The following is a 21,100-nucleotide window of genomic DNA, read 5'->3' on the forward strand; positions in this document are numbered from 1 at the left end:
GTGTCGTCCGAAGGAAACAACGTGTTCGTCGACATCAACGACAACCCGCTGAACGTCGAGATCCTCGGCGACGGCGAGCAGACGATCATCGCCCACCACGGCGCCCCCGGCCTCGGCTCGCTCGCCGAGCCCAGGGGCAGCTTCGGGCGGCTCGCCGACGCGTACCGCGTCGTCGTGTTCGACGCCAGGGGCTCCGGCAGGAGCGGCCAGGCGGGCCCGTTCACCCACGAGCAGTGGGTCGCCGACGTCGAGAGCCTGCGCCGCTGGCTCGGCGCCGAGCAGGTGATCGTCGCCGGCGGTTCGTACGGCGGCTTCATCGCCATGGAGTACGCCGCCCGCCACCCCGGCAGGGTGAGCGCCGTCGTGCTCCGCGACACCTCGGCCGACAACGCCAACCAGGAGCTGGCCACCCGCAACGCCGCCGCCTCGTCCCGGGTGAGCATCGACCCGGCCAAGCTCGACCGGATCATGTCCGGCACGGTGCGCGACGACGACGACCTGCGCGACTGCTGGCGGGAGATCCTGCCGCTCTACGACCATGACTACGATCCGGCCAAGGTGGAGCAGCGGGTGGCGGCCACGCCGTACCACTATAAGACGCACAACTACGCGTTCGCCGTGAATCAGCCCAGCTACGACATCAAGCATCTCCTGCCCGGCATCACCGCCCCGGCCCTGATCACCGTCGGCAGGCACGACTGGATCACCCCGGTCGAGTGCAGCGAGACCATCGCCGCGCTCATCCCCGGCGCCGAGCTGCGCGTCTTCGATCGATCGGGGCACTCGCCGCAGGTCGAGGAGGCCGAACTGTGGGAGGCGACCGTCCGCGACTTCCTCCGCAGGGTGCGCGAACGGTCCTGAACGCGCGATGATGCCCCCGATGGAAGATCTCGACGACCTCGACCGCAGGATCCTCGCCGCGCTGCACGTGAACGGCAGGGCCAGCTGGACCGACATCGCCCAGCTGCTCGGCATCTCCACCACCACGGTGGCGCGGCGGGCCCAGCAGCTGTTCGCGGCAGGGCTGGCCCGCGTGGCGGTGCTGCCGCACCTGGAGTGCGACGGCCCCGTCAACACCTTCATCGTGCGGCTCACCTGCGCTCCCGGCAGCCAGCTCAGGGTCGCCGGGCTCCTAGCGGCCAACCCCGACATCCGTTACGTCACCATCGTCACCGGCGGCTATGACATCGTCTTCGAGCTGGTCGCGCCCAAGGACCGCGACCTCTACTCGATGCTGGTCGAGTTCGTGCACGCCATCCCCGGCGCCCAGCAGAGCAGCGCCGACCTGGTGCTGCACACGTACAAGGTCAGCTACGACTGGAGCGTTCCCGTGCTGGGGGAGCAGGCGGCGTCGTTCGCCGTGCCGCCGCGCGCCCGGACGTGCGGGCGGAGCCATCTCGACGACGTCGACCGCGAGGTGCTGGCCGCGATGCGGGAGGACGGGCGGGCCAGCTTCCAGTCGGTCGGACGGCTTCTGGGCATCAGCGAGAGCACCGCCAGGCGGCGGCTGGAGAGCATGCTGGAATGCGGCTGCGCCACGGTGGCCACGTTCATCCCCGCCGCCGCGCTCGGCTACGAGGCCGAAATCCTCTTCTGGTTGTCGGTCGAACCCAGCATGCAGGACAGCGTGGCCGAGCGGCTGTCCGGCGAGCGCGGCGTGCGGATGATCGCCTCCATGCTGGGGCAGGCCTCGCTCATGTGCGAGGTGATCGTGCCGACCACGGCCGACATCCACCGCTTCACCTCCCGCACGCTGGCCTCGATCCCCGGCATCCACTCCTGGACGGCCGGCGTGCAGGTGCTGACCGTCAAACGCGGCTTCCTCATGGTGCCGTGGGCCGAAGACCGGATCGCGGCCGCCCTGGCGACGTAAACGGCGTTCCCCGGCGAACCGCGCGCCGCCGCTCCGGGCCGGCGCGGGCTCCCAGACACCGGGTCCGTACAGCATGGCGACCCCGGCGGCTCGTGGTGTGTCGGCACCGTGCTCGAAGGCAGGGGTGGGCGGCCTGGGCGCCGTTGACGGCGGGGGCGGCGATGATCGGCAAGCCCACGCCGATGTCTTCGGTGATCAGCCCGAGCGCCAGGGTGTCACCGACGCCGGCCGCCCACTTGTTGATCGTGTTGAGCGACGCCGGGCACACGAGAAGCCGTCTCCTCGCGGCGGGTGCTCCGCGGAGGCCGAGGGTCAGATGTCGGGGTGCAGGTCCCGGCGTTCGAAGCCGCGTACGGCCGCCACCGTCAGCGCCAGTGCGACCGCCGTCAGAACGATCAGCGCCGGCGGCCCGGCGGTGGTTTCGGGGTAGTCGGGGCTCAGCTCTACGACGGACAATCCGAGCAGCCAGCCGGGCAGCCCCAGCGCCCGCCCGAACAGCGAGGCGAAGAACGCGTACGCCACGACCGCCCAGACCAGCCCTGACCACCGGGGCGCCAGGCCGTAGAGCAGGAACGCGATGCCTGTCAGCAACGCGATCGCCGGCAGATGGACGTACGCGCCGGCAACCAGCCGCAGCACCTGCGCCGCCTCTCCGGTAGCCGCACCGTAGGCGAGCCCGGCGCCCAGACCGGCCGACAACAGCACTACGGCGCTGCCCGCGACGGCGACCCCGAGCTGGGTCAGGACCCACCGGCGGCGTGAGACGGCCGCGGCCAGCACCGCGTCGGCACGTCCCGAGCCCTCTTCGGCCCGCGCGCGTGACCCGCTCAGCACCGCGCACACGCAGGTGAACAGGGCCATCAGCCGCAGGTAGTAGACGAACACGTGGTCGGCGAACCGCTCTGAGCCCCCGCCGCCGAACAGTTGCCGGTAGACGTCGCTCTGCACGGTCTGGGCGGCGTCCAGCGCGCTCACCATGCCGCCGCCGAACAGGCCCAGCACGAACAGCCCCGCAGTCCAGGCGCCAAGTGTGCCGCGCTGCAGCCGTACGGCCAGGGAGAAGGGGCCACGCAGCCGGGCGGAGGCGAGCGCGCGCCCGGGCCGGGGCCGCAGTGACCCGCCACCGAAGTCTCGGCGGGCGCCGAGCAGGAACGCGGCGGCAACGCCCGCGGCGGCGAGCGCCACCAGGAACAGCAGCGGCCACCACCGCTCCTGCGCGTAGGGCCGCATCGCCTGCGCCCACCCGATCGGGGACGACCAGGACAGGGCACTACCGGAGATGTCGCCGATGCCGCGCAGCACGAAGGACAGCCCGAGCACGCCGGCGAGCGTGATGCCGGTGACCGCCCGGCTGTGCTGGATGAGCTGGCCGACCGCGCCGGCGATCGCGGCGAAGGCCATGCCCACCGCGGAGACGCTCGACCCGAAGGCCACCGATCCGGCCACGGGCAAACCCATCCCGGCCAGCCCGGCGGCCAGCACCAGCCCGAGCGCCACGTTGGCGGCCGCCGCGACCGCGAGAGCGGCGGCCAGCGGGGCGTGCGGACCGACCGCGGCCGCGCGGACGAGCTCGGTGCTCCCGCTCTCCTCCTCCGCCCGGGTGTGCCGCACCACCAGCAGCACGCTCATCAGCGCGGCCAGGATGAAGACCGAGGAGCTGTCGTTGACCACGAGAGGACCGAGGTTGCCCACCGTGGCCTCCGCCAGTCCGTATCCGGGACCGGTCGCCGCCAGCACCGCCGGGTTGTTCAGCACCGCGTCCACCCGGTCGGCCAGTGCCTGGTCGGCGCTGAACAGGTCGGCGTAGGTGCCGGCGTTTCCCAGGACGAGCCCACCGGCTAACAGGATCCACAGCGGGAGGCGCAGCCGGTTCTGGCGGAGGATGAAGCGCGCCAGCGTGCCGGCCGCGGTCACGGCGCCGCCCGCCGGGACCGGGGCGGTGGTGCTCATCGTGAAGCTCCTTCGGTGGTGGGCCGCTGGTCGTAGTGGCGCAGGAACAGCTGCTCCAGCGTGGGCGGCCGGCTGACCAGCCCGCGCAGCCGGAAGCCGGTCACGTGCCGCATCGCGGTATCAAGGTGCTCGGCGTCGACGTCGAAGCTGGCGTGGGTGCCCTCGATGTGGGCGTCGTGGACACCGGGCAGTGTCTCCAGCCCGACGAGCGGTTCGACGGTGTCGATCTCGATGGTGGTCCGGGTGAGGTGCCGCAGCTGGGCCAGCGTGCCGCTCTCCACGGTACGGCCCCGGCGGATGATCGTGATCCGGTCGCACAGCGCCTCCACCTGGCCGAGAATGTGGCTGGACAGCAGGACGGTGCGGCCCTCGTTGCTGACCTGGCGTACACAGTCCTGGAAGACCGCCTCCATCAGCGGATCCAGCCCGGAGGTCGGCTCGTCGAGGATGAGCAGCTCGGCGTCCGAGGCCAGCGCGGCGACCAGGGCGACCTTCTGACGGTTGCCCTTGGAGTAGGTGCGGGCCTTCTTGGCCGGGTCCAGGTCGAAGCGGTCGAGCAGGCTCGCACGGCGCCGCGCGTCGAGACCGCCGCGCAGCCGGCCGAGCAGGTCGATCGCTTCGCCGCCGGTGATCGCAGGCCACAGGGTGACGTCGCCCGGCACGTAGGCGATGCGTCGGTGCAGTTCCACGGCGTTCTTGCGGGGGTCGCCGCCCAGGAGCACCGCGCTGCCCGCGTCGGCGCGCAGAAGGCCGAGCAGGATGCGGATCGTGGTGGTCTTACCGGCGCCGTTGGGCCCGAGGAACCCGTGCACTTCGCCGGCCTGCACCGTCAGGTCCAGGCCGTCCAGGGCGCTGGTGGTTCCGTAGACCTTGACCAGGCCGGACAGCCGGATCGGGTCAGCCATCTCGGTGGCGCGCGGCGCGCCGGTCCTGGCGATACTTCTCCCACTCTGAAATGAGTCGTGCACCGAATTCCTCCTCCATGAAGGTGTAAAGGTCCAGGAACTCCTCCAGCCGCTCCCGCCTGGCCGGATCCTCCCCGACGGCCTCCAGGCCGAGCTCGGCGAGCTGGCGGCCCCAGGCGAAGAACTTGCCGCGGTCCTCGATCATGCGCGACGCGTCCCCGCTCCCCTTGAGCTGGTAGTAGTGCTCCCGTGTGCCGGGGATCGGGGCACGCTCGACGAACTGCAGCTGCTCCAGCTGCCGAATCATCGGGCTCACCGAGGCCTTGCTCAACTCGACGACGTCGGCCAGCTGGGTCAGGGATTGATGCGGTGGGTCGCAGACCTGCAGCCAGCCGTGCAGGCGGCCGGCGGTACGCGAGACGCCCGTCGTCGATGCGAAGAACAAGGCGTAACGCTCGACGAAGTCGCGTTCTTTGGCTGTTGCCAATGTCCACCTCTATAGGATCTTTCGGATGTTTCCTAATGATCCTATCTGATGGAGGACGCCCGTGGGCCCGTTGGCCGGATCTACGGCCTGGACATGCTCGCCCCGGCCCGCACCAGCGCCGAGCAGGCAGGAGTGAACAACGTGGAGTTCCCGCACTGCCACATCGAGGACGTCCCACTGCCCGCGGCCGCTGCCGACATCGTCATCTCCAACTGCGTCACCAACATCTGACAGGCGAACTCGCCGTACTGACCGAGGCCACCCGGTGCTCAAGTCCAGCGGCCGGCTGGGCATCGCTGGCGTCATCACCGACGACGACCTGGACGTTGCCGCCCGCACCGCCGCCCTACGCCAACGAGTCCGTCAAGTCCCGCTCCCGTGTCAACCTCCGGCTGGAGGAGCACCAGCCATGCCTGCTGGTGCTCATCGGGGTGCGTGCCGACGGGCGCAAGGAACTCATCGCGCTGACTGATGGCTACCGCGAGTCGGCCGAGTCGTAGGCCGATCCGGTCCCTGCACAGGTCAGGGAGCCCCCGGCAGGACGCCCCGCACCCGGCGCTCGGAGCATTCCAGCGGTCGTCGCAACACAGTGATCAATCGCCGGCTGCGAGTACCCCCAGCCGACGGGCCGGCAAAGCGCGGATAACCCGTTCCGGAGCGCATGACCTGCGGAACTCTAGGCGTCGAGAGACGCTTGGGGGGCTCCATGGAGGAAGATCCGCGCTGACTCGGCGCCTGCTGGAGTGAGTGACGGGTCTGTCAGCCGGGCGATGTACGGTTCGAGCAGCCTCGTGAGATTCTTGCCGATCGCGTCGAGTTCCTCGGGGGTGAGGGGCACGCTGACTCCGGAGACGAACGCCGCGTCCTGCCAGGCTTGTGGAGCGGAGCGGCGGGTCTGGGCCCATGCGGTCATGCGGGCGGCCTCCCTTTCGATGAGCACCCGTTCCAGCTCCGCAGCCGCCGGGCCGCCTTCCGTCGCGGCCCACTTCTGCTCGTGGTCGGTCAGCCGCCACAGCCGCTCCCGCCTGTCCTCTGAGGGCTCGGCCTCGGTGACGTAGCCGTACTTGGCCAGTTGACGGAGGTGGAAGGAGCACGATGCCTGGGAGGTGGCCAGGTGCTTGGCGCAGGTCGTGGCCGTCGCGGAGCCGATCCGTCCGAGCAGGTCGAGGAGCTCCAACCGCAGCGGGTGCGCGAGCCGCGCGGATGAGAAGTCCCAGGTCCAAGCCCTGGACCGGTCACAGCCGGTGCTGCCGATGATGCCCGGGATGCCTGAGCGGCGCACCCATGACTACGTGCGTCACGGCACCAGCAGCCTGTTCGCGACGTTCGACATCGCCGATGGGAAGGTGATCGCCTCGATGCACCGGCGTCACCGGTCGGTGGAATGGCTGAAGTTCCTCAAGAAGATCGACCGCGAGGTGCCGTCCCACCTGCACGTGCACATCGTGTGTGACAACTGCGGCACTCACAAGACCCCGGCCGTCCAGACGGCTGGCCGGCCATCCCCGTTTTCACATGCACTTCACGCCGACCAGCGCCTCCTGGCTGCATCAGGTAGAACGCTGGTTCGGACTGATCACCGACAAACTCATCCGGCGGGGCGTCCACACCAGCGTCACCGCACTGGAGAAGAACATCCTGGCGTGGGTGGACATCTGGAATGAGGATCCCAAGCCGTTCGTCTGGATCAAGACGGCCGAAGAGATCCTTATATCCCTGGAATCACTTCTGCGCCGTATTAAAGACGAGGAACACTAGAGCCGTCTCCAGCCACCCTGAATCAACGGACTACCGCTATGCCCGGATCCCCGCGTGTCTGTGGCCTGCGCAGAGCTTGCGCGCGGCCGTGGAAACCTTCATTCGCCGGGGCGGACGAGACCCGTCTCGTAGGCGAAGACGATCGCCTGGGCCCGGTCGCGCAGCCCGAGCTTCATCAGCACCCGCCCCACATGCGTCTTGACCGTCTGCTCGGCCACGAACAGCTTGCCGGCGATCTCCTGGTTGGACAGCGCCTGGGCGACCAGGGCGAGCACCTCCGTCTCCCGCTCGGTCAGCTCGTCCAGCCGCCGCCCGCCCGCCACCGGTCGTGGACCGCCGAGCCGGGCGAACTCGTGGATGAGCCGCTTGGTGATCGACGGGGCGATGAGCGCCTCCCCATCCGCCACCACCCGCACCGCCTCCGCGAGCTGCGCGGCCGACGCGTCCTTGAGCAGGAACCCGCTGGCCCCCGCCCGCAACGCTTCGTAGACGTAGTCGTCGAGGTCGAACGTCGTCAGGATGAGCACCTTCGTCGACTCCTGACGGGCGAGGATCTCCCTGGTGGCTTCCAAGCCGTTCATGACCGGCATGCGCACGTCCATGAGCACCACGTCGGGATCGAGCTCGGCGGCCCGCGCCACGGCCTCCCGCCCGTCGGCCGCCTCGCCGACGACCTCGATGTCCGGCTGGCCGCTCAGGAACACGGTGAACCCCGTGCGCACCATCCCCTGGTCGTCGGCGATCAGAACCCGGATCAAGCGTTCTCCCTCTTCACGATCGGCAGCACCGCGCGTACCTCAAAGCCTCCGCCGGACAGGGGCCCGGCGTCGAGCGAGCCGCCGAGCAACGCCGCCCGCTCCCGCATGCCCACCAGCCCCTGCCCCGCCCCGCGAGCCGTGTCCTGCCGCGCCTCACGCGCCGTGCCCTGTCCGGTGCCGCTTGCCGTGTCCTGGCTCGCCTCACGCGCCGTGCCTCCCTCCGTCTCACGCGCCGTGTTCCAGCCGGACGCCCGCGCCGCGCTCTGAGAAGGCTCGCGCGGAACATCGTCAGGGACGCCGTAGCCGCTGCCCGCGCGGCCCGGCCCGTTGGCGACGCACAGCCGCAACTCGTCCCCGTCGCGTGAGATGTGCACCGCGACGGGCGCTCCCGGCGCGTGCCGCATCACGTTGCTCAGCGACTCCTGCACGATCCGGTACGCCGACAGTTCCACGGCGGGCGGCAGCCCGTCGAGCGAGCCCGACCGTTGGACGAGCACGGCCAGCCCGGCGGCGCGGGCGTTGGAGAACAGCTCGTCGACCCGGTTGAGGCCGGGCTGGGGCGCGGTGTCGGTGCGGCCGTCCTGATCGCGCAGCACGCCGAGGACCTGGCGCAGCTCCGCGATCGCCTCCAGCGACAGCCCGCGGATCTCGGCCAGGCCCGCCTCCAACTGCACCGGGTCGCCGGCCGCCTTGAGCGGCACCGCCTCCGCCTGGATCGCGATCACCGACATGTGGTGCGCGACCACGTCGTGCAGCTCACGGGCGATGCGGGTGCGCTCGGCCAGCACGGCCTTGGCGCTCTCGGCCACCTGGGAGCGTCGCTCCTCGACCACGAGCTTGGCCGTGGCCGAGCGCCGGATCCGTACGTTGTAGCCGAACAACACCGCGACGGCCGCGATGATCGACACGATCAGCATCGAGTCGGGGTCGGCGATCCAGGCGGTGAGGGCCGTGAGGATCCAGACGACCCAGGTGATCTGCCGGTCGCAACGCAGGGCCACGGAGTAGAGGACCAGCAGGTAGGCCACGATCACGGGGGGCGCGTAGGGAAGGGCTCCTGGCGGCCCGGCCGTCTTGGCCACCCAGAGGACGAGGGGCATCGACACGAAGGAGACCCGCCACGCGGCCAGCGGCCACCGGTCGCGCAGCGCCACGGGCAACGCGACCGCCAGAGCGGTGAGGTAGGTGAACTGCTCATCGATCGGCAGCCGAGCTTGGAGGTTCCAGTCGTTCACCATGGACTGGGTCACCCCGAACAGGGCGAAGGCCAGCACCAGCTCGGCCCACTGGAGGAGGTTGAACGTCCTCAGCGGCACGAGCACCGCCAGCCAGCGCGGCACCTTGAAGATCAGGCGACGGGGGGTCGGTGGCGGGTCGGCGTCACCCCGCCACAGGGCCTGCTCGAACGGCCGCACCAGGGTCAGCGCCACGCCGCTCGCTCGCCCGTCGCTCCATCTCGGCGAGTCCCCGGCGTTCTCGTCGCCGGGCTCGCCGCCACGACCCGTCGCGGGCGCGGCGCCAGGGGCACCGTCGCCCTCCGTCGCGCCCTCCGTCGCGCCCTCCGTCGCGCCCTCCGTCGCGCCCTCCGTCGCGCCCTCCGTCGCGCCCTCCGTCGCGCCCTCCGTCGCGCCCTCCGTCGCGGCCTCCGTCGCGGGCTCCGTCGAGGGCCCCGTCGAGGGCTCCGCGCCGGCCGTGTGGTCGGCTCCCTCGCCGGAGGCGGCACGGGAGCGGCCGGGCCGCCGGCGGGCGAGGTCGCGGGCGCGTTGGACGGAGATCACCTGGTCAAGGATACGGTCGGGCCCACATGCGCCGCGTCACACCAGGGGTTGATCCCACTGTCGCCCTCAGGTATCCGATTACGTGATTACGATCGCCGTGAGCGAACATTAGCAAGGAAGGGAACAATCCGAGGCTCCGATGAATTGAGTCGGATGTACTCAACCCTTTGGAGTTCGCATGAGTGAGAGCTTGATCCTTCCGGTCCTGCCGCTCGACGACGAGGTCGTCCTGCCGGGCATGGTGGTTCCGCTGGACCTGTCCGACTCCGACGTGCGCGCTGCCATAGACGCGGCCCGTGCATCTGGTGGCAACAAGCCGCAGGTCCTCCTCGTTCCCCGCATCGACGGCCGTTACGGCGCCATCGGCGTTCGGGCGGTGGTCGAGCAGGTCGGGAGGCTGCCGGGCGGTGAGCCCGCAGCCGTGGTGCGCGGCGTCGACCGCGTCCGCGTGGGCACCGGCACGACCGGCCCCGGCGCCGCGCTGTGGGTCGAAGCCGACACGATCGACACCGTCGCCGCCGGCGAGCGCGCCCAGGAGCTGGCCAGGGAGTACAAATCGCTGGCCACGACGATCCTGCAGAAGCGCGGCGCCTGGCAGGTGGTCGACCAGGTCAACCAGATCGACGACCCCTCCGTGCTGGCCGACAGCTCCGGCTACACCCCCTGGCTGAGCACGGCGCAGAAGGTCGAGCTGCTCGAGGCCGCCGATCCGGCCGACCGGCTGGCCAAGCTGGTCGTGTGGTCGCGCGAGCACCTCGCCGAGCTCGACGTCGCCGAGACGATCCGCAAGGACGTCCAGGAGGGCATGGAGAAGCAGCAGCGCGAGTTCCTGCTGCGCCAGCAGCTCGACGCGGTGCGGAAGGAGCTGAAGGAGCTCAACGGCGACTCCGAGACCGAGGAGGAGGACTACCGCGCCCGCGTCGAGGCGGCCGACCTGCCGGAGAAGGTGCGCGAGGCCGCGCTCAAGGAGGTCGACAAGCTGGAGCGGACCCCCGACCAGTCCCCGGAGACCGGATGGATCCGCACGTGGCTCGACACGATCCTCGACATCCCGTGGAACGACCGCACGGAGGACAACTACGACATCGTGGGCGCCAGGGCCGTGCTCGACGCCGACCACACGGGCCTGTCCGACGTGAAGGACCGCATCATCGAGCACCTGGCCGTGCGCAAGCGCCGCCAGGACAAGGGCCTCGGCGTGGTGGGCGGCCGCCGCAGCGGCGCCGTGCTCGCGCTGGCCGGTCCTCCCGGGGTCGGCAAGACCTCGCTGGGCGAGTCCGTGGCACGCTCGATGGGCCGCAAGTTCGTCCGCGTCGCGCTCGGCGGCGTGCGTGACGAGGCGGAGATCCGCGGCCACCGGCGCACCTACGTCGGCGCGCTGCCCGGCCGCATCGTCCGCGCCATCCGCGAGGCCGGCTCGATGAACCCCGTCGTCCTGCTCGACGAGGTCGACAAGGTTGGCGCCGACTACCGCGGCGACCCCACGGCCGCCCTGCTGGAGGTGCTCGACCCGGCCCAGAACCACACGTTCCGCGATCACTATCTCGAAGTCGAGCTCGACCTGTCCGACGTGTTGTTCCTGGCCACGGCCAACGTCCTGGAGGCCATCCCCGGGCCGCTGCTCGACCGGATGGAGGTCGTCACCCTCGACGGCTACACCGAGGACGAGAAGGTCGCGATCGCCCGCGACCACCTGCTGCCCAGGCAGCTGGAGCTGGCCGGGCTGACCGCCGAGGAGGTCAAGGTCGAGGACGCGGCGCTGCACAGGCTGGCCGCCGAATACACACGCGAGGCCGGCGTACGCTCCCTGGAGCGGGCTGTCGCCAGGATCCTGCGCAAGGTGGCGGCCAAGGACGAGTTGCCCGTCGCGGTCGGCGAGGACGACCTGGTCGGCTACATCGGGCGGCCGAGGTTCGTGCCCGAGTCGTCACTGCCCGAGTCCCGCCAGCGCACCTCGGTGCCGGGCGTGGCCACCGGCCTGGCGGTCACCGGCGCCGGCGGCGACGTGCTCTACGTGGAGGCGTCGATGGCCGATCCGGAGACCGGCGAGACCGGGCTCACGCTCACCGGCCAGCTGGGCGACGTGATGAAGGAGTCGGCCAGGATCGCGCTGTCCTACCTGCGCTCGCACGGCGCGGAGCTGGAGCTGCCGGTCACCGCGCTGAAGGACCGCTCGGTCCACGTGCACTTCCCCGCGGGCGCCGTCCCCAAGGACGGCCCTTCGGCCGGTGTGACGCTGACGACCGCGCTGGCCTCGCTCCTGTCGGGGCGGCTCGTCCGCGGCGGCGTGGCCATGACCGGCGAGATCTCGCTTACCGGGCGGGTGCTGCCGATCGGCGGTGTCAAGCAGAAGCTGCTGGCCGCGCACCGCGCGGGCATCACCACCGTCCTCATCCCGGCCCGCAACGAGCCGGACCTGGACGACGTGCCCGAGGAGGTCCGCGACGAGCTGACCATCCACACGGTCAGCGACGTGCGCGAGGTCCTGGACCTCGCGCTCACCCCGGCTCAGGTCGCCTCCTCCGTGGCGGCCTGACCCCGCCACCCGGGGCGGCACACTGCCGGCGAAACAGATCAGACAGAAGCGGCCCCGTGATCACGTCTGTGATCACGGGGCCGCCGTCTTGGTTCTTGCTCGCGGACGGAGTCGTGGGGTGGCGCCGCGTTCGACGGGTTCCGGCGAGATTCCCGGCAATCAGCTCGGCCCGCGCGTCGTCGAGCACCGGCTTGCGCACCGCCTCGTCCACCGGCCGGTTCCCTGGCTCGTCCCCTGGCCGGGTCGAGCGCCGGAACAGCGCCTGCACCGCCACGTCGGTGCCCCCGTACCTCGATGCGCCGCCCGTCGTCCGGGGCGGGTCGCCGTTATGACCGGAGTGACAGGTGTCTCCCATACAGCGGCGGGCGCGGGAGAGCGAGCCGCCGGGCCGGCGTGGCTCCCTGATCGCGGAGCGTGACGCACATCACGGCGAGGGCGCGGAATAGCGCGAGCTCACGACGTCGTTAGCAACGGCGTGAACGAGGCATACGCGCACGACCAGGGCGCCCGCGGAGGCGCGGCGTGTTGTCGCATGCATACGGGGCGAATGCCGGCCCACTAGAGCAACCCGTCCGCCCGTTCTCCTCGAAGGTCGTCATGATCATCACTCCCGGTTTCGTGCTGCGCAGGCTGAGCCACCTGCCTTTCCACCCCGGCACCCGCTGACCCGGCGCCTTCTCTCCGGTCCTGTACGTTTCCGCGGCCCCCGCCGGTGGCCGCTCTCCGTGGTGGGGATTTTTCGTGATCCAGGCTTCCGGCCTGCGCAAGCACTATGGCGAGACCGTCGCCCTGGACGGTGTCGACCTGCACGTGCGCGAAGGCGAGATCTACGGCGTGCTCGGCCAGAGCGGCGCCGGCAAGAGCACGCTGCTGCGCTGCGTCAACCTGCTCGAACGTCCCACCGCGGGCACCGTCACGGTCGCGGGCCAGGACCTGACCGCGCTGGGCGGCGGCGAGCTGAACCGGGCCAGGCAGCGCATCGGCATGATCCACCAGCACTTCGCGCTGCTCTCCTCGCGCACGGTCGCCGGCAACGTCGCCTTCCCGCTGGAGGTCATGGGCGTGCCCAGGGCCGAGCGCGCGCGCAGGGTGGCCGAGCTGCTGGAGCTCGTCGGGCTGGACGGCCGCGGCAAGGACCGCCCTCACCAGCTCTCCGGCGGGCAGAAGCAGCGGGTCGGCATCGCCAGGGCGCTGGCGGGCAACCCGGACGTGCTGCTGTCGGACGAGGCCACCTCCGCCCTCGACCCGGCCACCACCCAGTCGATCCTCGCCCTACTCAAGCGGCTCAACACCGAGCTGGGCCTGACGATCCTGCTCATCACCCACGAGATGGGCGTCGTCAAGACCGTCTGCGACTCCGTCGCCATCATGTCGGAGGGCCGCATCGAGGAGTCGGGAGCCATCGCCGGCCTCATCAGGACGCCCGGTTCCCCGCCTGACCAGGGAGATCTTCCCGCTGCCCGAGCCCGCCCCGCCCGGCGTGGTGACGCTGACGTTCACCGGCGATCCGGGCCGGCCGGTCGTGTCGGAGGTCGTGCGGAGGTTCGACGTGGACGTGAGCATCCTGGGCGGCTCGATCGAGGAACTGGCGGGCGGATCGGCCGGGCGGCTGCGCGTCGCGCTCGACGGCGCCGAGACCGGCGCGGCGCTGGCGTACCTGCGTGACTGCGGGCTGATCGTCGACGTCGCGGGGGAGACCCGGAAAGGCGGGGCCGCATGACCTGGGAGGAGATGCTGCCCCTGCTGTGGCCGGCGACGGTGGAGACGGCGCAGATGGTCGGCTGGTCGACGTTGTTCACCGTGCTGTTCGGGCTGCCGCTCGGCGTGGCGCTCGTGGTGTTCGACCGCGGCGGGCTCCGGCCGATGCCGGCGCTGAAGTCGGCGCTCGGGTTCGTGGTCAACATCGGGCGCTCGCTGCCGTTCATCGTGCTGATGATCGCGATCATCCCGTTCACCCGCCTCGTCGTCGGCACCACGATCGGGACCGCCGCCGTGGTGGTGCCGCTCACGGCCGGCGCGGTGCCGTTCTTCGCCCGGCTGGTCGAGACGGCCCTCAGGGAGGTCGGTACGGACGTCGTGCAGGCCGCCCAGGCCATGGGCGCCGGCCGCACCGCGATCGTACGCAAGGTGCTGCTGCCCGAGGCGCTGCCCGGGCTGGTGGCGGGCCTGACCGTGACCGTGGTCGCGCTCATCGGCTATTCCGCCATGGCCGGCACGATCGGCGGCGGCGGGCTGGGCGACCTGGCCATCCGGTACGGCTACCAGCGGTTCGAGACGCTGGTGATGATCGTCACCGTGGTGGTGCTCATCGTGATCGTGCAACTCCTGCAGAGCCTGGGCGACTGGGTCGCCAGGCGTCTATCGCACAAGTAAGGAAAATCATGAAATTTGGTCGCATTGTGGGTGCGGTTGTGCTGGCGTTGTCGCTCGCCGCATGCGGTACGTCGCAGTCCGCCACGACGCAAGCCGAGTCGGCCGACAGCGTGCTCAAGATCGGAGCCAGCCCGGTGCCGCACGCCGAGATCCTCGGCTTCGTCAAGGAGAACCTGGCTCCGGCCGCCGGCCTCAAGCTGGAGATCGTGGAGTTCACCGACTACGTGCAGCCGAACACGCAGCTCGACGAGGGCCTGCTGACCGCGAACTTCTTCCAGCACAAGCCGTACCTCGACGACTTCAACTCCTCCAAGGGCACCGAGCTGGCCTTCGTCGCGCCGGTCCACCTGGAGCCGCTCGGCCTGTACTCCAAGAAGATCACCGAGGCGCAGGCGCTGCCCGCAGGGGCCACGGTGGCGGTCCCGAACGACGCCACCAACCTGGGCCGCGCGCTCAAGCTGCTGGCCGACAACGGCATGGTCAAGCTGAGGGACGGTGCGGGCACCGCCGCCACCGAGCGCGACGTGACGGAGAACCCGAAGAACCTACGGTTCGAGCCGCTGGAGGCGGCGCAACTCCCGCGCTCGCTGGAGGACGTCGACGCCGCGGTGATCAACGGCAACTACGCGATCGAGGCCGGGCTCAAGCCCGCGTCGCAGGCGCTGGTGCTGGAGAAGGGCGAGGGCAACCCGTACGCCAACGGCCTGGTCGTGCCGGCGGGCCACGAGAAGGACGCGAACATCGTGACCCTCGGCAAGCTGCTGCGAGACCAGCGGGTGAAGGATTTCATCCAGCAGAAGTACGCCGGCTCGGTGATTCCCGCAGAATGATATTGAAAACGCGTGCGACGGCCGGGAATATCAGGTGATCAATTTCATTGAGGCGGCAAGTCATTTGTAAGCGGAGCGCAATCCGGCGGGCGTATTAAAACGGGGTCAGCAAAACCTCTCCGAGGAGGCCCCAAGTGCGATTCGTCTCGCGAATCATGCTCGGCGTCATCGCCACCGCGCTGGTGGCGCTCATCGCTCCTGCCGCCGCGAACGCGACGGCAGGCAGCACGGCATCCGGCTCCCGCTCCGCCCACGTGAGCTGGGGATCTTATGAGTCCACCGACCACAAGGCCGAGGCGCACGGTCACGTGTCGGCCGACAAGAAGCGCGTCAAACACCGGTACGTGAAGTGGGTGCCGGTGAAGAAGCGAGTGTGCTGGGAGGACCGTAAGGGCCACAAGCACTGCAAGTGGGTCGTGAAGAAAGTCAAGAAGCACGTGTGGGAGTGGCGGTACGACCACTTCTACACCGTGCGCAGCACGCTCTCCAATCACAAATGGTGGGGCCGGAACAAGTGCGCGTGGGAAACGTTCAAGGTCGTGCGTGAGGATGGTTCCTCGTACGTCGAGCAGTTCCGCAACTGCGACCGGCACCCGAGGCGCTTCTCCTTCCACGGTAAGAACGTCGCCCACATTTACGTGGACGTGAGCAGGGGCGACCGTCACCACCCGACCGGCCACCACAGCGGCTGGCAGGGCGTTTTCCACGCGGCCGCCTGACGCGCCGCCGTACGAGCCCCCGTACGAGCCGCCCGTAGGAGCCGCCGTATGAGCCGCGGCCTCGACGACGAGGCCGCGGCTTCGCCATGCCGGAGGGAAGCCCGCGAAGCGGGTTATGGCGTGGAGGGCAAGCGACCGAATACTGTTCTGTTCATGTATCCGGGAGCCATCGCAGCAGCCACCCCAGACAAGCCCGCTGTGATCATGGCGGGCTCCGGGAAGGTCGTCACCTACCGCGAGCTGGACGAGGAGTCGAACCGGCTGGCCCATCTGTTCCGCGCGGCGGGACTGCGGCCGGGCGACCACATCGCCTTCATGCTCGGCAACCATCCGCTCTTCCTGGTCATCGCGTGGGCCGCGCACCGCTCGGGCCTCTTCTACACGCCGGTCAGCTCGCGGCTGCAGGCCGACGAGCTGGCCTACATCGTCGGCAACTGCGGCGCCCGCGTGTTCATCTCGAGCGCCGACCTGGCCGGCGTCGCCACCTCGATCGCCGACGCCACGCCGGGCGTCGAGCTGCGGCTCATGCTCGACGGCGTGGCCGACGGCTTCGCATCGTACGAGGAGGCGGTCGCGAAGCAGCCGGTCACCCCGGTCGCCGACGAGTGCCTCGGGGCGGACATGCTCTACTCCTCCGGCACCACGGGGCGGCCGAAGGGCGTCAAGACGCCCTCCACGCACGGCCCGCTCACCGAGCCCGGGATGTTGTTCAAGCTCATCGAGGCCCTGTTCGCGCCGTCGTCCGGCAGCGTCTACCTCTCGCCGGCGCCGCTCTACCACGCCGCGCCGCTGCGCTACTGCCTGACGTTCCAGCGGCTCGGGGCGACGGTGGTGGTGATGGAGCGCTTCGACTCCGAGCAGTATCTGGCGCTGGCGGAGAGGTACGGGGTGACACACTCGCAGCTCGTGCCGACGATGTTCATCAAGATGCTCAAGCTCCCACCAGAAACCCGGGCAAAATACGATATTTCATCGCTCAAGTATGCGATCCACGCCGCTGCCCCCTGCCCGATCCCCGTCAAGGAGCAGATGATCGACTGGTGGGGCCCGATCATCCACGAGTATTACGCGGGCACCGAGGGCAACGGCTTCCTCTATGTCAACTCCGAGGACTGGCTCCGGCACAAGGGCACGGTCGGCCGCTCCCTGCTCGGCATCGTGCACATCTGCGACGAGGACGGCGACGACGTGCCGCCGGGCGAGCACGGCACGATCTACTTCGAGAACGGCGGCCGCTTCGAATATCACGGCGACCCCGGCAAGACTCGCGCGGCCCAGGACCCGCGGGGGAGGGGCTGGACGACCCTGGGGGACATCGGCTACCTGGACGCCGACGGCTTCCTTCACCTCACCGACCGCCGCTCGTACATGATCATCTCAGGCGGGGTGAACATCTACCCACAGGAGGCCGAGAACGTGTTGTCGGTGCATCCGAAGGTCGCCGACGTGGCGGTGTTCGGCGTGCCGGACGAGGAGATGGGGGAGCAGGTCAAGGCGGTGGTCGAGCCGGCGACCATGGCCGAGGCGGGCCCCGGGCTGGAGGCGGAGCTGATCGCGTACTGCCGCGAGCGCCTCGCGCACTACAAGTGTCCCAAGTCGGTCGACTTCCGCGAGGAACTGCCCCGCCACCCGACGGGCAAGCTCTACAAGCGCCTGCTGCGGGACGAGTACTGGTCGGAGCGGACGTAAATACTTGGTCAAATTCACACCGCGAACCGCCGCTGACGGCTCCAGCAGGGCGGGGCCGCCGTCCGCGGGAAATTTCTCGTCACGATCTCGCTCCATGCGACCGGCCCCTGACCAGCGGTGATAAGCGCCATGTCAACGCGCCCCGATGCCGCCGATCACGGCCTTAATCGGCTCTTACGCGCGACTTGGCACTCTTGAGTCATCGGGACTTGAGGGAGATGGACGAATGGACGCGAACGAGCCTCGCGAGCAGAGCACCGGCGGGTGGAGCCAGTTCGGGGCCACCCCGCCGTCCGCCGGGGGCTTTCCCCGGCGTGACACGATCATGATGGAGCAGCCGCCGCCGCCCGCGCCGCCGAAGAAGCCGGGTTTCTCCGCCGGCAGGAAGGCGATCGCCGGGCTGGCTCTGGTTGCGGTGGCCGTCGGCGGCGGCGTCGTGGGCGCCGCGGTGGCCACCTCGTTCCAGCCCGAGCCGGTCGCCGGCACGGGCACGCCGAGCCCCGTCTTCAAGCCCGCCGCCGACCAGATGACCGTCGCCGACGTCGCGGCGAAGGTGCAGCCGACCGTGGTGATGATCCAGGGCCAGACCCGTGAGGGTTCGGGAGTCGTGTTGTCGGAGGACGGCCTCATCCTCACCAACAACCACGTGGTGGAGCCCGGCGGCGGGCAGATGACGGTCAAGTTCAGCGACGGCAAGACGGCCAAGGCCGCCACCGTCGGCACCGACCCCGCCACCGACCTCGCGGTCATCCGCGCGGAAGGGGTCTCGGGGCTGCCCAAGGCCACCCTCGGCGACAGCGACCAGCTCAAGGTGGGCGACGCCGTGCTCGCCATCGGCAGCCCTCTCGGCCTGGCAGGGTCGGTCACGGCGGGCATCGTCAGCGCGCTGGACCGTACGCTGACCACCGGCGACGAGCCGCGCCAGCAACTCCCGCCGGGCTGGACCCAGCAGGGTCAGGAGAGCAGCGGCACCACGATCGGCGGAGCGATCCAGACCGACGCCTCGATCAACCCCGGCAACTCCGGAGGCGCGCTCGTGAACGCCGCGGGCGAGCTGGTCGGCATCAACACCGCGATCGCCTCCGACGCGGCCGGCGGCGGCGTCGGCTTCGCCATTCCGGTCAACACCGCCAAGCAGGTGTCCGAGCAGCTCATCAGCAGCGGCAAGGTCACCCACGCCTTCCTCGGCGTGAGCGTCACCGACGCCACCGGCGACGTGCCGGGCGCCCTGGTCAGGCAGGTCACCGCGGACAGCCCGGCGGAGAAGGCCGGGCTCGAGGAGGGCGACCTGATCACCAAGATCGCCGGCAAGTCGGTTGACGGTGGAGATACTGTGGTGGGACAGGTCAGAGGTTTTAAACCCGGCCAACAGGTCAAGATCACATATATGAGGGACGGCGAAGCCGGCGAGGTCACCGTGACCCTCGAAGAGAAGAAATAACAGGACCCCCTCATGGAACGGGTGTGCCGTTGAGATCGCTGCGGACTCGGCGGCACACCCCCCATGATCAGGAGAAGCGGCGGCCCTCGTCGCGGCGGTAGGCCCATCCGGCGGCCACCGCCGCGGCCACGGTCCACACGGCCAGCATGACCACCGAGAGCATGTCGGGGCTGGTGCCCGCCGTCACCGCCCACAACAGCTCGGCCGCGCCCCTCGTCGGCGTGTACGGCGAGACGATCCCGATGAAGTCGGGCAGGTAGGCCGGTGGCACCAGCAGCCCGCCGAGGATCGCGAGCGGGAAGAACAGCAGCTGCGACACCGCGATCACGGCCTTCGACGTCAGCATGTAGCCGAGGAACAACCCCATCAGCATGAACGGGATCCCGCAGGCGACCAGCACGCCCAGCCCGGCCAGGAGCCTGAGCGGCGTGATCGTCGCCTCCGTGAGGAACGCCGCGACCAGCAGCACCGGCACCACCGAGGCGAGCATGACGGCGAGCGTCGCCGCCATCCGCCCGGCGAAGCGGGGGAACGGGCCCGCGGGAAGCGTGCGCAGATAGAAGTTCCACGGCTGCTCGCGGTCCATGGCGACGGCGACGCTCAACCCGATCAGCGCGCCGGACATCGCGCCGAAGAACATCAGCGACGCCGACGCCGTCGTGGCCGCCTGTGCCTGGCCGCCCGCCAGCGGCACCACGAACACCACCATCGAGATGGCCGGGAACAGCGCGCTGGCGAGAATGCCGATGGGCACCCTGATCTGCTCGGTCATGAGGTAGCGGGTGTGGGCGGCGACCAGGCTAGACATGCGCGGCCTCCTTCGAGGTGATGGCGAGGAACGCCTCTTCGAGCGTGGTCTGTCTGACCTCGAGGCCGGAGAACGGCGTGCCGCCCGTCACCAGCTCGACGACCAGCCGGTCGGGGTCGGTGGTCACCAGGCTGACCCGGCCGCCGGCGGCGCGCTCGGCGCCGAGCACGCCCGGCAGTGCGTCCCAGTCGCGCAGGTCGGCGGCGGTGAAGGAGACACGCCGCACACCCACGATGTCGCGTACGGACTCCATCGTGTCGTCGGCCAGCACGCGCCCGTGACCCACCACGATGACCCGCCTGGCCAGCGCCTCGATCTCCTCGATGTAGTGGCTGGTGACCAGCACGGTGCCGCCCTGCTCGTGGAAGGAGGTGATGCCGTCCCACAGGGAGCGCCTGGCCTCGACGTCGAGGCCAGTCGTCGGCTCGTCGAGGAAGACCAGCTCCGGGTCGCCCGCGAACGCCAGCGCCACGGCCAGCCGCCGCCTCTGGCCGCCGGACAGGCCGCCGATCTGCCGCTTGACCAGGTCGCTCAGGCCGAAACGGGCCAGCAGCTCGTGCTTGCCCGCGTGCTCAGGGAAGTGCGCCGACACGAAGTCGACGACCTCCCCGACGCGTAACGCCTCGGGCAGCCCCGTCTCCTGCGGGGTCACGCCGATGCGGCGCCGCATGGCGGGGTCCTGCGGCGAGCCGCCGAACAGCGTGACCGTGCCGGAGGTCGGGCGGCGCAGCCCCACGAACAGGTTGATGAGGGTGGACTTGCCCGCGCCGTTGGGGCCGAGCAGCCCGACCAGCTCGCCCGCGCGGATGTCGAGCGAGACGCGGTCGAGCGCGAGCACGTTTCCGTAGCGGCGGGTGACCTCGGCCGCTTGAGCGAGGACGGTCATGTAACGCCTCCAGCGTTGTCGAGCAGGGCGCGGATCGCCTTGGTGTACTCCTCGAAGGCCAGGCGCCCGCGCTTGGTCAGCGCCACGAACGTGACGGGGGTGCGGCCTTTGTGCGTCTTGGTGATCCGCACGTATCCGGCCTCCTCCAGCTTGGTCAGGTGCACCGACAGGTTGCCGGCCGTCATGCCGAGCAGCTCCTTCATGGAGCCGAAGGCCATCTCGTCGCCGTCGGCGAGCACGTTGAGCGCGGCGACCACCCGCAGCCTGGCCTGCGCGTGGATTACCGGGTCGAGATCGGGAGGCGCCATG

19 protein-coding genes and 2 pseudogenes are annotated in these 21,100 nt (G+C 70.1%); 12 read left to right on the top strand and 9 right to left on the bottom strand.

All coding sequences use genetic code 11. The annotated features are described in order from the left end of the window. Together E1294_RS17430 and E1294_RS17435 are read left to right on the top strand one after the other, a co-directional pair. On the top strand, positions 1-861 hold the full coding sequence (locus E1294_RS17430; protein ID WP_220447790.1) for an alpha/beta fold hydrolase: 861 nt from the start codon (positions 1-3) through the stop codon (positions 859-861). A gap of 19 nt (positions 862-880) precedes the next feature. Continuing rightward, positions 881-1,873, top strand: coding sequence for an Lrp/AsnC family transcriptional regulator (locus E1294_RS17435; protein WP_165977338.1), 993 nt, complete (start codon positions 881-883; stop codon positions 1,871-1,873). Positions 1,874-2,185: 312 nt separating this feature from the next. Here E1294_RS17435 and E1294_RS54575 read toward each other — a convergent pair whose 3' ends face one another. From E1294_RS54575 to E1294_RS17455, 3 genes are read right to left on the bottom strand one after another with little or no spacing between them, the layout of a single operon-like run. Then, complete coding sequence (locus E1294_RS54575; RefSeq protein WP_220447792.1) at positions 2,186-3,823, bottom strand: ABC transporter permease; 1,638 nt, start codon at positions 3,821-3,823, stop codon at positions 2,186-2,188. Beyond that, positions 3,820-4,728 (bottom strand): ABC transporter ATP-binding protein, encoded by a 909-nt coding sequence (locus E1294_RS17450; RefSeq protein ID WP_132509582.1) that lies wholly within the window; start codon positions 4,726-4,728, stop codon positions 3,820-3,822. The genes E1294_RS54575 and E1294_RS17450 overlap by 4 nt, the downstream gene beginning before the upstream one ends. Then, positions 4,721-5,215: a GbsR/MarR family transcriptional regulator gene (locus tag E1294_RS17455; RefSeq protein ID WP_132509583.1), complete on the bottom strand. Its 495-nt coding sequence runs from the start codon at positions 5,213-5,215 to the stop codon at positions 4,721-4,723. Before E1294_RS17455 ends, E1294_RS17450 begins: the two co-directional genes overlap by 8 nt. A 48-nt stretch (positions 5,216-5,263) precedes the next feature. Here E1294_RS17455 and E1294_RS17460 point away from each other — a divergent pair, with 48 nt between their 5' ends. Continuing rightward, entirely contained in the window at positions 5,264-5,446 is a 183-nt protein-coding gene (locus tag E1294_RS17460) for a methyltransferase domain-containing protein (protein WP_132509584.1), read from the top strand. A 95-nt stretch (positions 5,447-5,541) separates the two neighbouring features. Next, on the top strand, positions 5,542-5,715 hold the full coding sequence (locus tag E1294_RS52760) for a hypothetical protein (RefSeq protein ID WP_165977337.1): 174 nt from the start codon (positions 5,542-5,544) through the stop codon (positions 5,713-5,715). Positions 5,716-5,891: 176 nt separating this feature from the next. Here the strand turns inward: E1294_RS52760 and E1294_RS17465 are convergent, their stop codons facing one another. Beyond that, the gene (locus E1294_RS17465) at positions 5,892-6,497 is read right to left on the bottom strand and encodes a winged helix-turn-helix domain-containing protein (protein WP_132509585.1); all 606 of its coding nucleotides are present in this window, start codon (positions 6,495-6,497) and stop codon (positions 5,892-5,894) included. On the opposite strand from E1294_RS17465, the pseudogene E1294_RS17470 reads away from it, so the two are divergent. Then, a pseudogene (locus E1294_RS17470) lies at positions 6,418-6,973 on the top strand (IS630 family transposase); the annotation flags it as partial. The gene E1294_RS17465 and the pseudogene E1294_RS17470 overlap by 80 nt on opposite strands. A 98-nt stretch (positions 6,974-7,071) precedes the next feature. On the opposite strand, the gene E1294_RS17475 reads toward E1294_RS17470, so the two are convergent. Both E1294_RS17475 and E1294_RS17480 read right to left on the bottom strand, forming a co-directional pair. Further along, positions 7,072-7,731, bottom strand: a complete 660-nt coding sequence (locus E1294_RS17475) for a response regulator (RefSeq protein WP_132509586.1) — start codon at positions 7,729-7,731, stop codon at positions 7,072-7,074. Then, positions 7,728-9,509, bottom strand: a complete 1,782-nt coding sequence (locus E1294_RS17480; RefSeq protein WP_132509587.1) for a histidine kinase — start codon at positions 9,507-9,509, stop codon at positions 7,728-7,730. The genes E1294_RS17475 and E1294_RS17480 overlap by 4 nt, the downstream gene beginning before the upstream one ends. Before the next feature lie 178 nt (positions 9,510-9,687). Between E1294_RS17480 and lon the strand changes: the two genes are divergently transcribed. From lon to E1294_RS17515, 7 genes and pseudogenes are all read left to right on the top strand, one after another. Further along, positions 9,688-12,045: an endopeptidase La gene (gene lon / locus E1294_RS17485; protein WP_132509588.1), complete on the top strand. Its 2,358-nt coding sequence runs from the start codon at positions 9,688-9,690 to the stop codon at positions 12,043-12,045. 741 nt (positions 12,046-12,786) lie between these two features. After that, a pseudogene (locus E1294_RS17490) lies at positions 12,787-13,765 on the top strand (methionine ABC transporter ATP-binding protein). Then, complete coding sequence (locus E1294_RS17495; RefSeq protein ID WP_132509589.1) at positions 13,762-14,418, top strand: methionine ABC transporter permease; 657 nt, start codon at positions 13,762-13,764, stop codon at positions 14,416-14,418. The pseudogene E1294_RS17490 and the gene E1294_RS17495 overlap by 4 nt, the downstream one beginning before the upstream one ends. 8 nt (positions 14,419-14,426) lie before the next feature. Further along, positions 14,427-15,248, top strand: a complete 822-nt coding sequence (locus tag E1294_RS17500; protein WP_132509590.1) for a MetQ/NlpA family ABC transporter substrate-binding protein — start codon at positions 14,427-14,429, stop codon at positions 15,246-15,248. 134 nt (positions 15,249-15,382) lie between these two features. Continuing rightward, entirely contained in the window at positions 15,383-15,967 is a 585-nt protein-coding gene (locus E1294_RS17505; RefSeq protein WP_132509591.1) for a hypothetical protein, read from the top strand. Between the two features lie 153 nt (positions 15,968-16,120). Further along, positions 16,121-17,656: an AMP-binding protein gene (locus E1294_RS17510; protein ID WP_132509592.1), complete on the top strand. Its 1,536-nt coding sequence runs from the start codon at positions 16,121-16,123 to the stop codon at positions 17,654-17,656. 226 nt (positions 17,657-17,882) lie between these two features. Beyond that, a complete protein-coding gene (locus tag E1294_RS17515) occupies positions 17,883-19,097 on the top strand; it encodes a S1C family serine protease (RefSeq protein ID WP_132509593.1) in 1,215 nt (404 codons plus the stop codon). Positions 19,098-19,164: 67 nt separating this feature from the next. Here E1294_RS17515 and E1294_RS17520 read toward each other — a convergent pair whose 3' ends face one another. Genes E1294_RS17520 through E1294_RS17530 form a run of 3 tightly spaced genes read right to left on the bottom strand, consistent with a single transcriptional unit; the run spans position 19,165 to position 21,099 of the window. Further along, complete coding sequence (locus tag E1294_RS17520; protein WP_132509594.1) at positions 19,165-19,905, bottom strand: ABC transporter permease; 741 nt, start codon at positions 19,903-19,905, stop codon at positions 19,165-19,167. Then, on the bottom strand, positions 19,898-20,791 hold the full coding sequence (locus tag E1294_RS17525) for an ABC transporter ATP-binding protein (protein ID WP_132509595.1): 894 nt from the start codon (positions 20,789-20,791) through the stop codon (positions 19,898-19,900). The genes E1294_RS17520 and E1294_RS17525 overlap by 8 nt, the downstream gene beginning before the upstream one ends. Next, positions 20,788-21,099: a winged helix-turn-helix domain-containing protein gene (locus E1294_RS17530; protein WP_132509596.1), complete on the bottom strand. Its 312-nt coding sequence runs from the start codon at positions 21,097-21,099 to the stop codon at positions 20,788-20,790. The genes E1294_RS17525 and E1294_RS17530 overlap by 4 nt, the downstream gene beginning before the upstream one ends. Between the last annotated feature and the right edge of the window lies 1 nt (position 21,100).

Origin of the sequence: Nonomuraea diastatica (assembly GCF_004349015.1) — a bacterium.
GTDB classification, from domain to species: Bacteria; Actinomycetota; Actinomycetes; order Streptosporangiales; family Streptosporangiaceae; genus Nonomuraea; species Nonomuraea diastatica.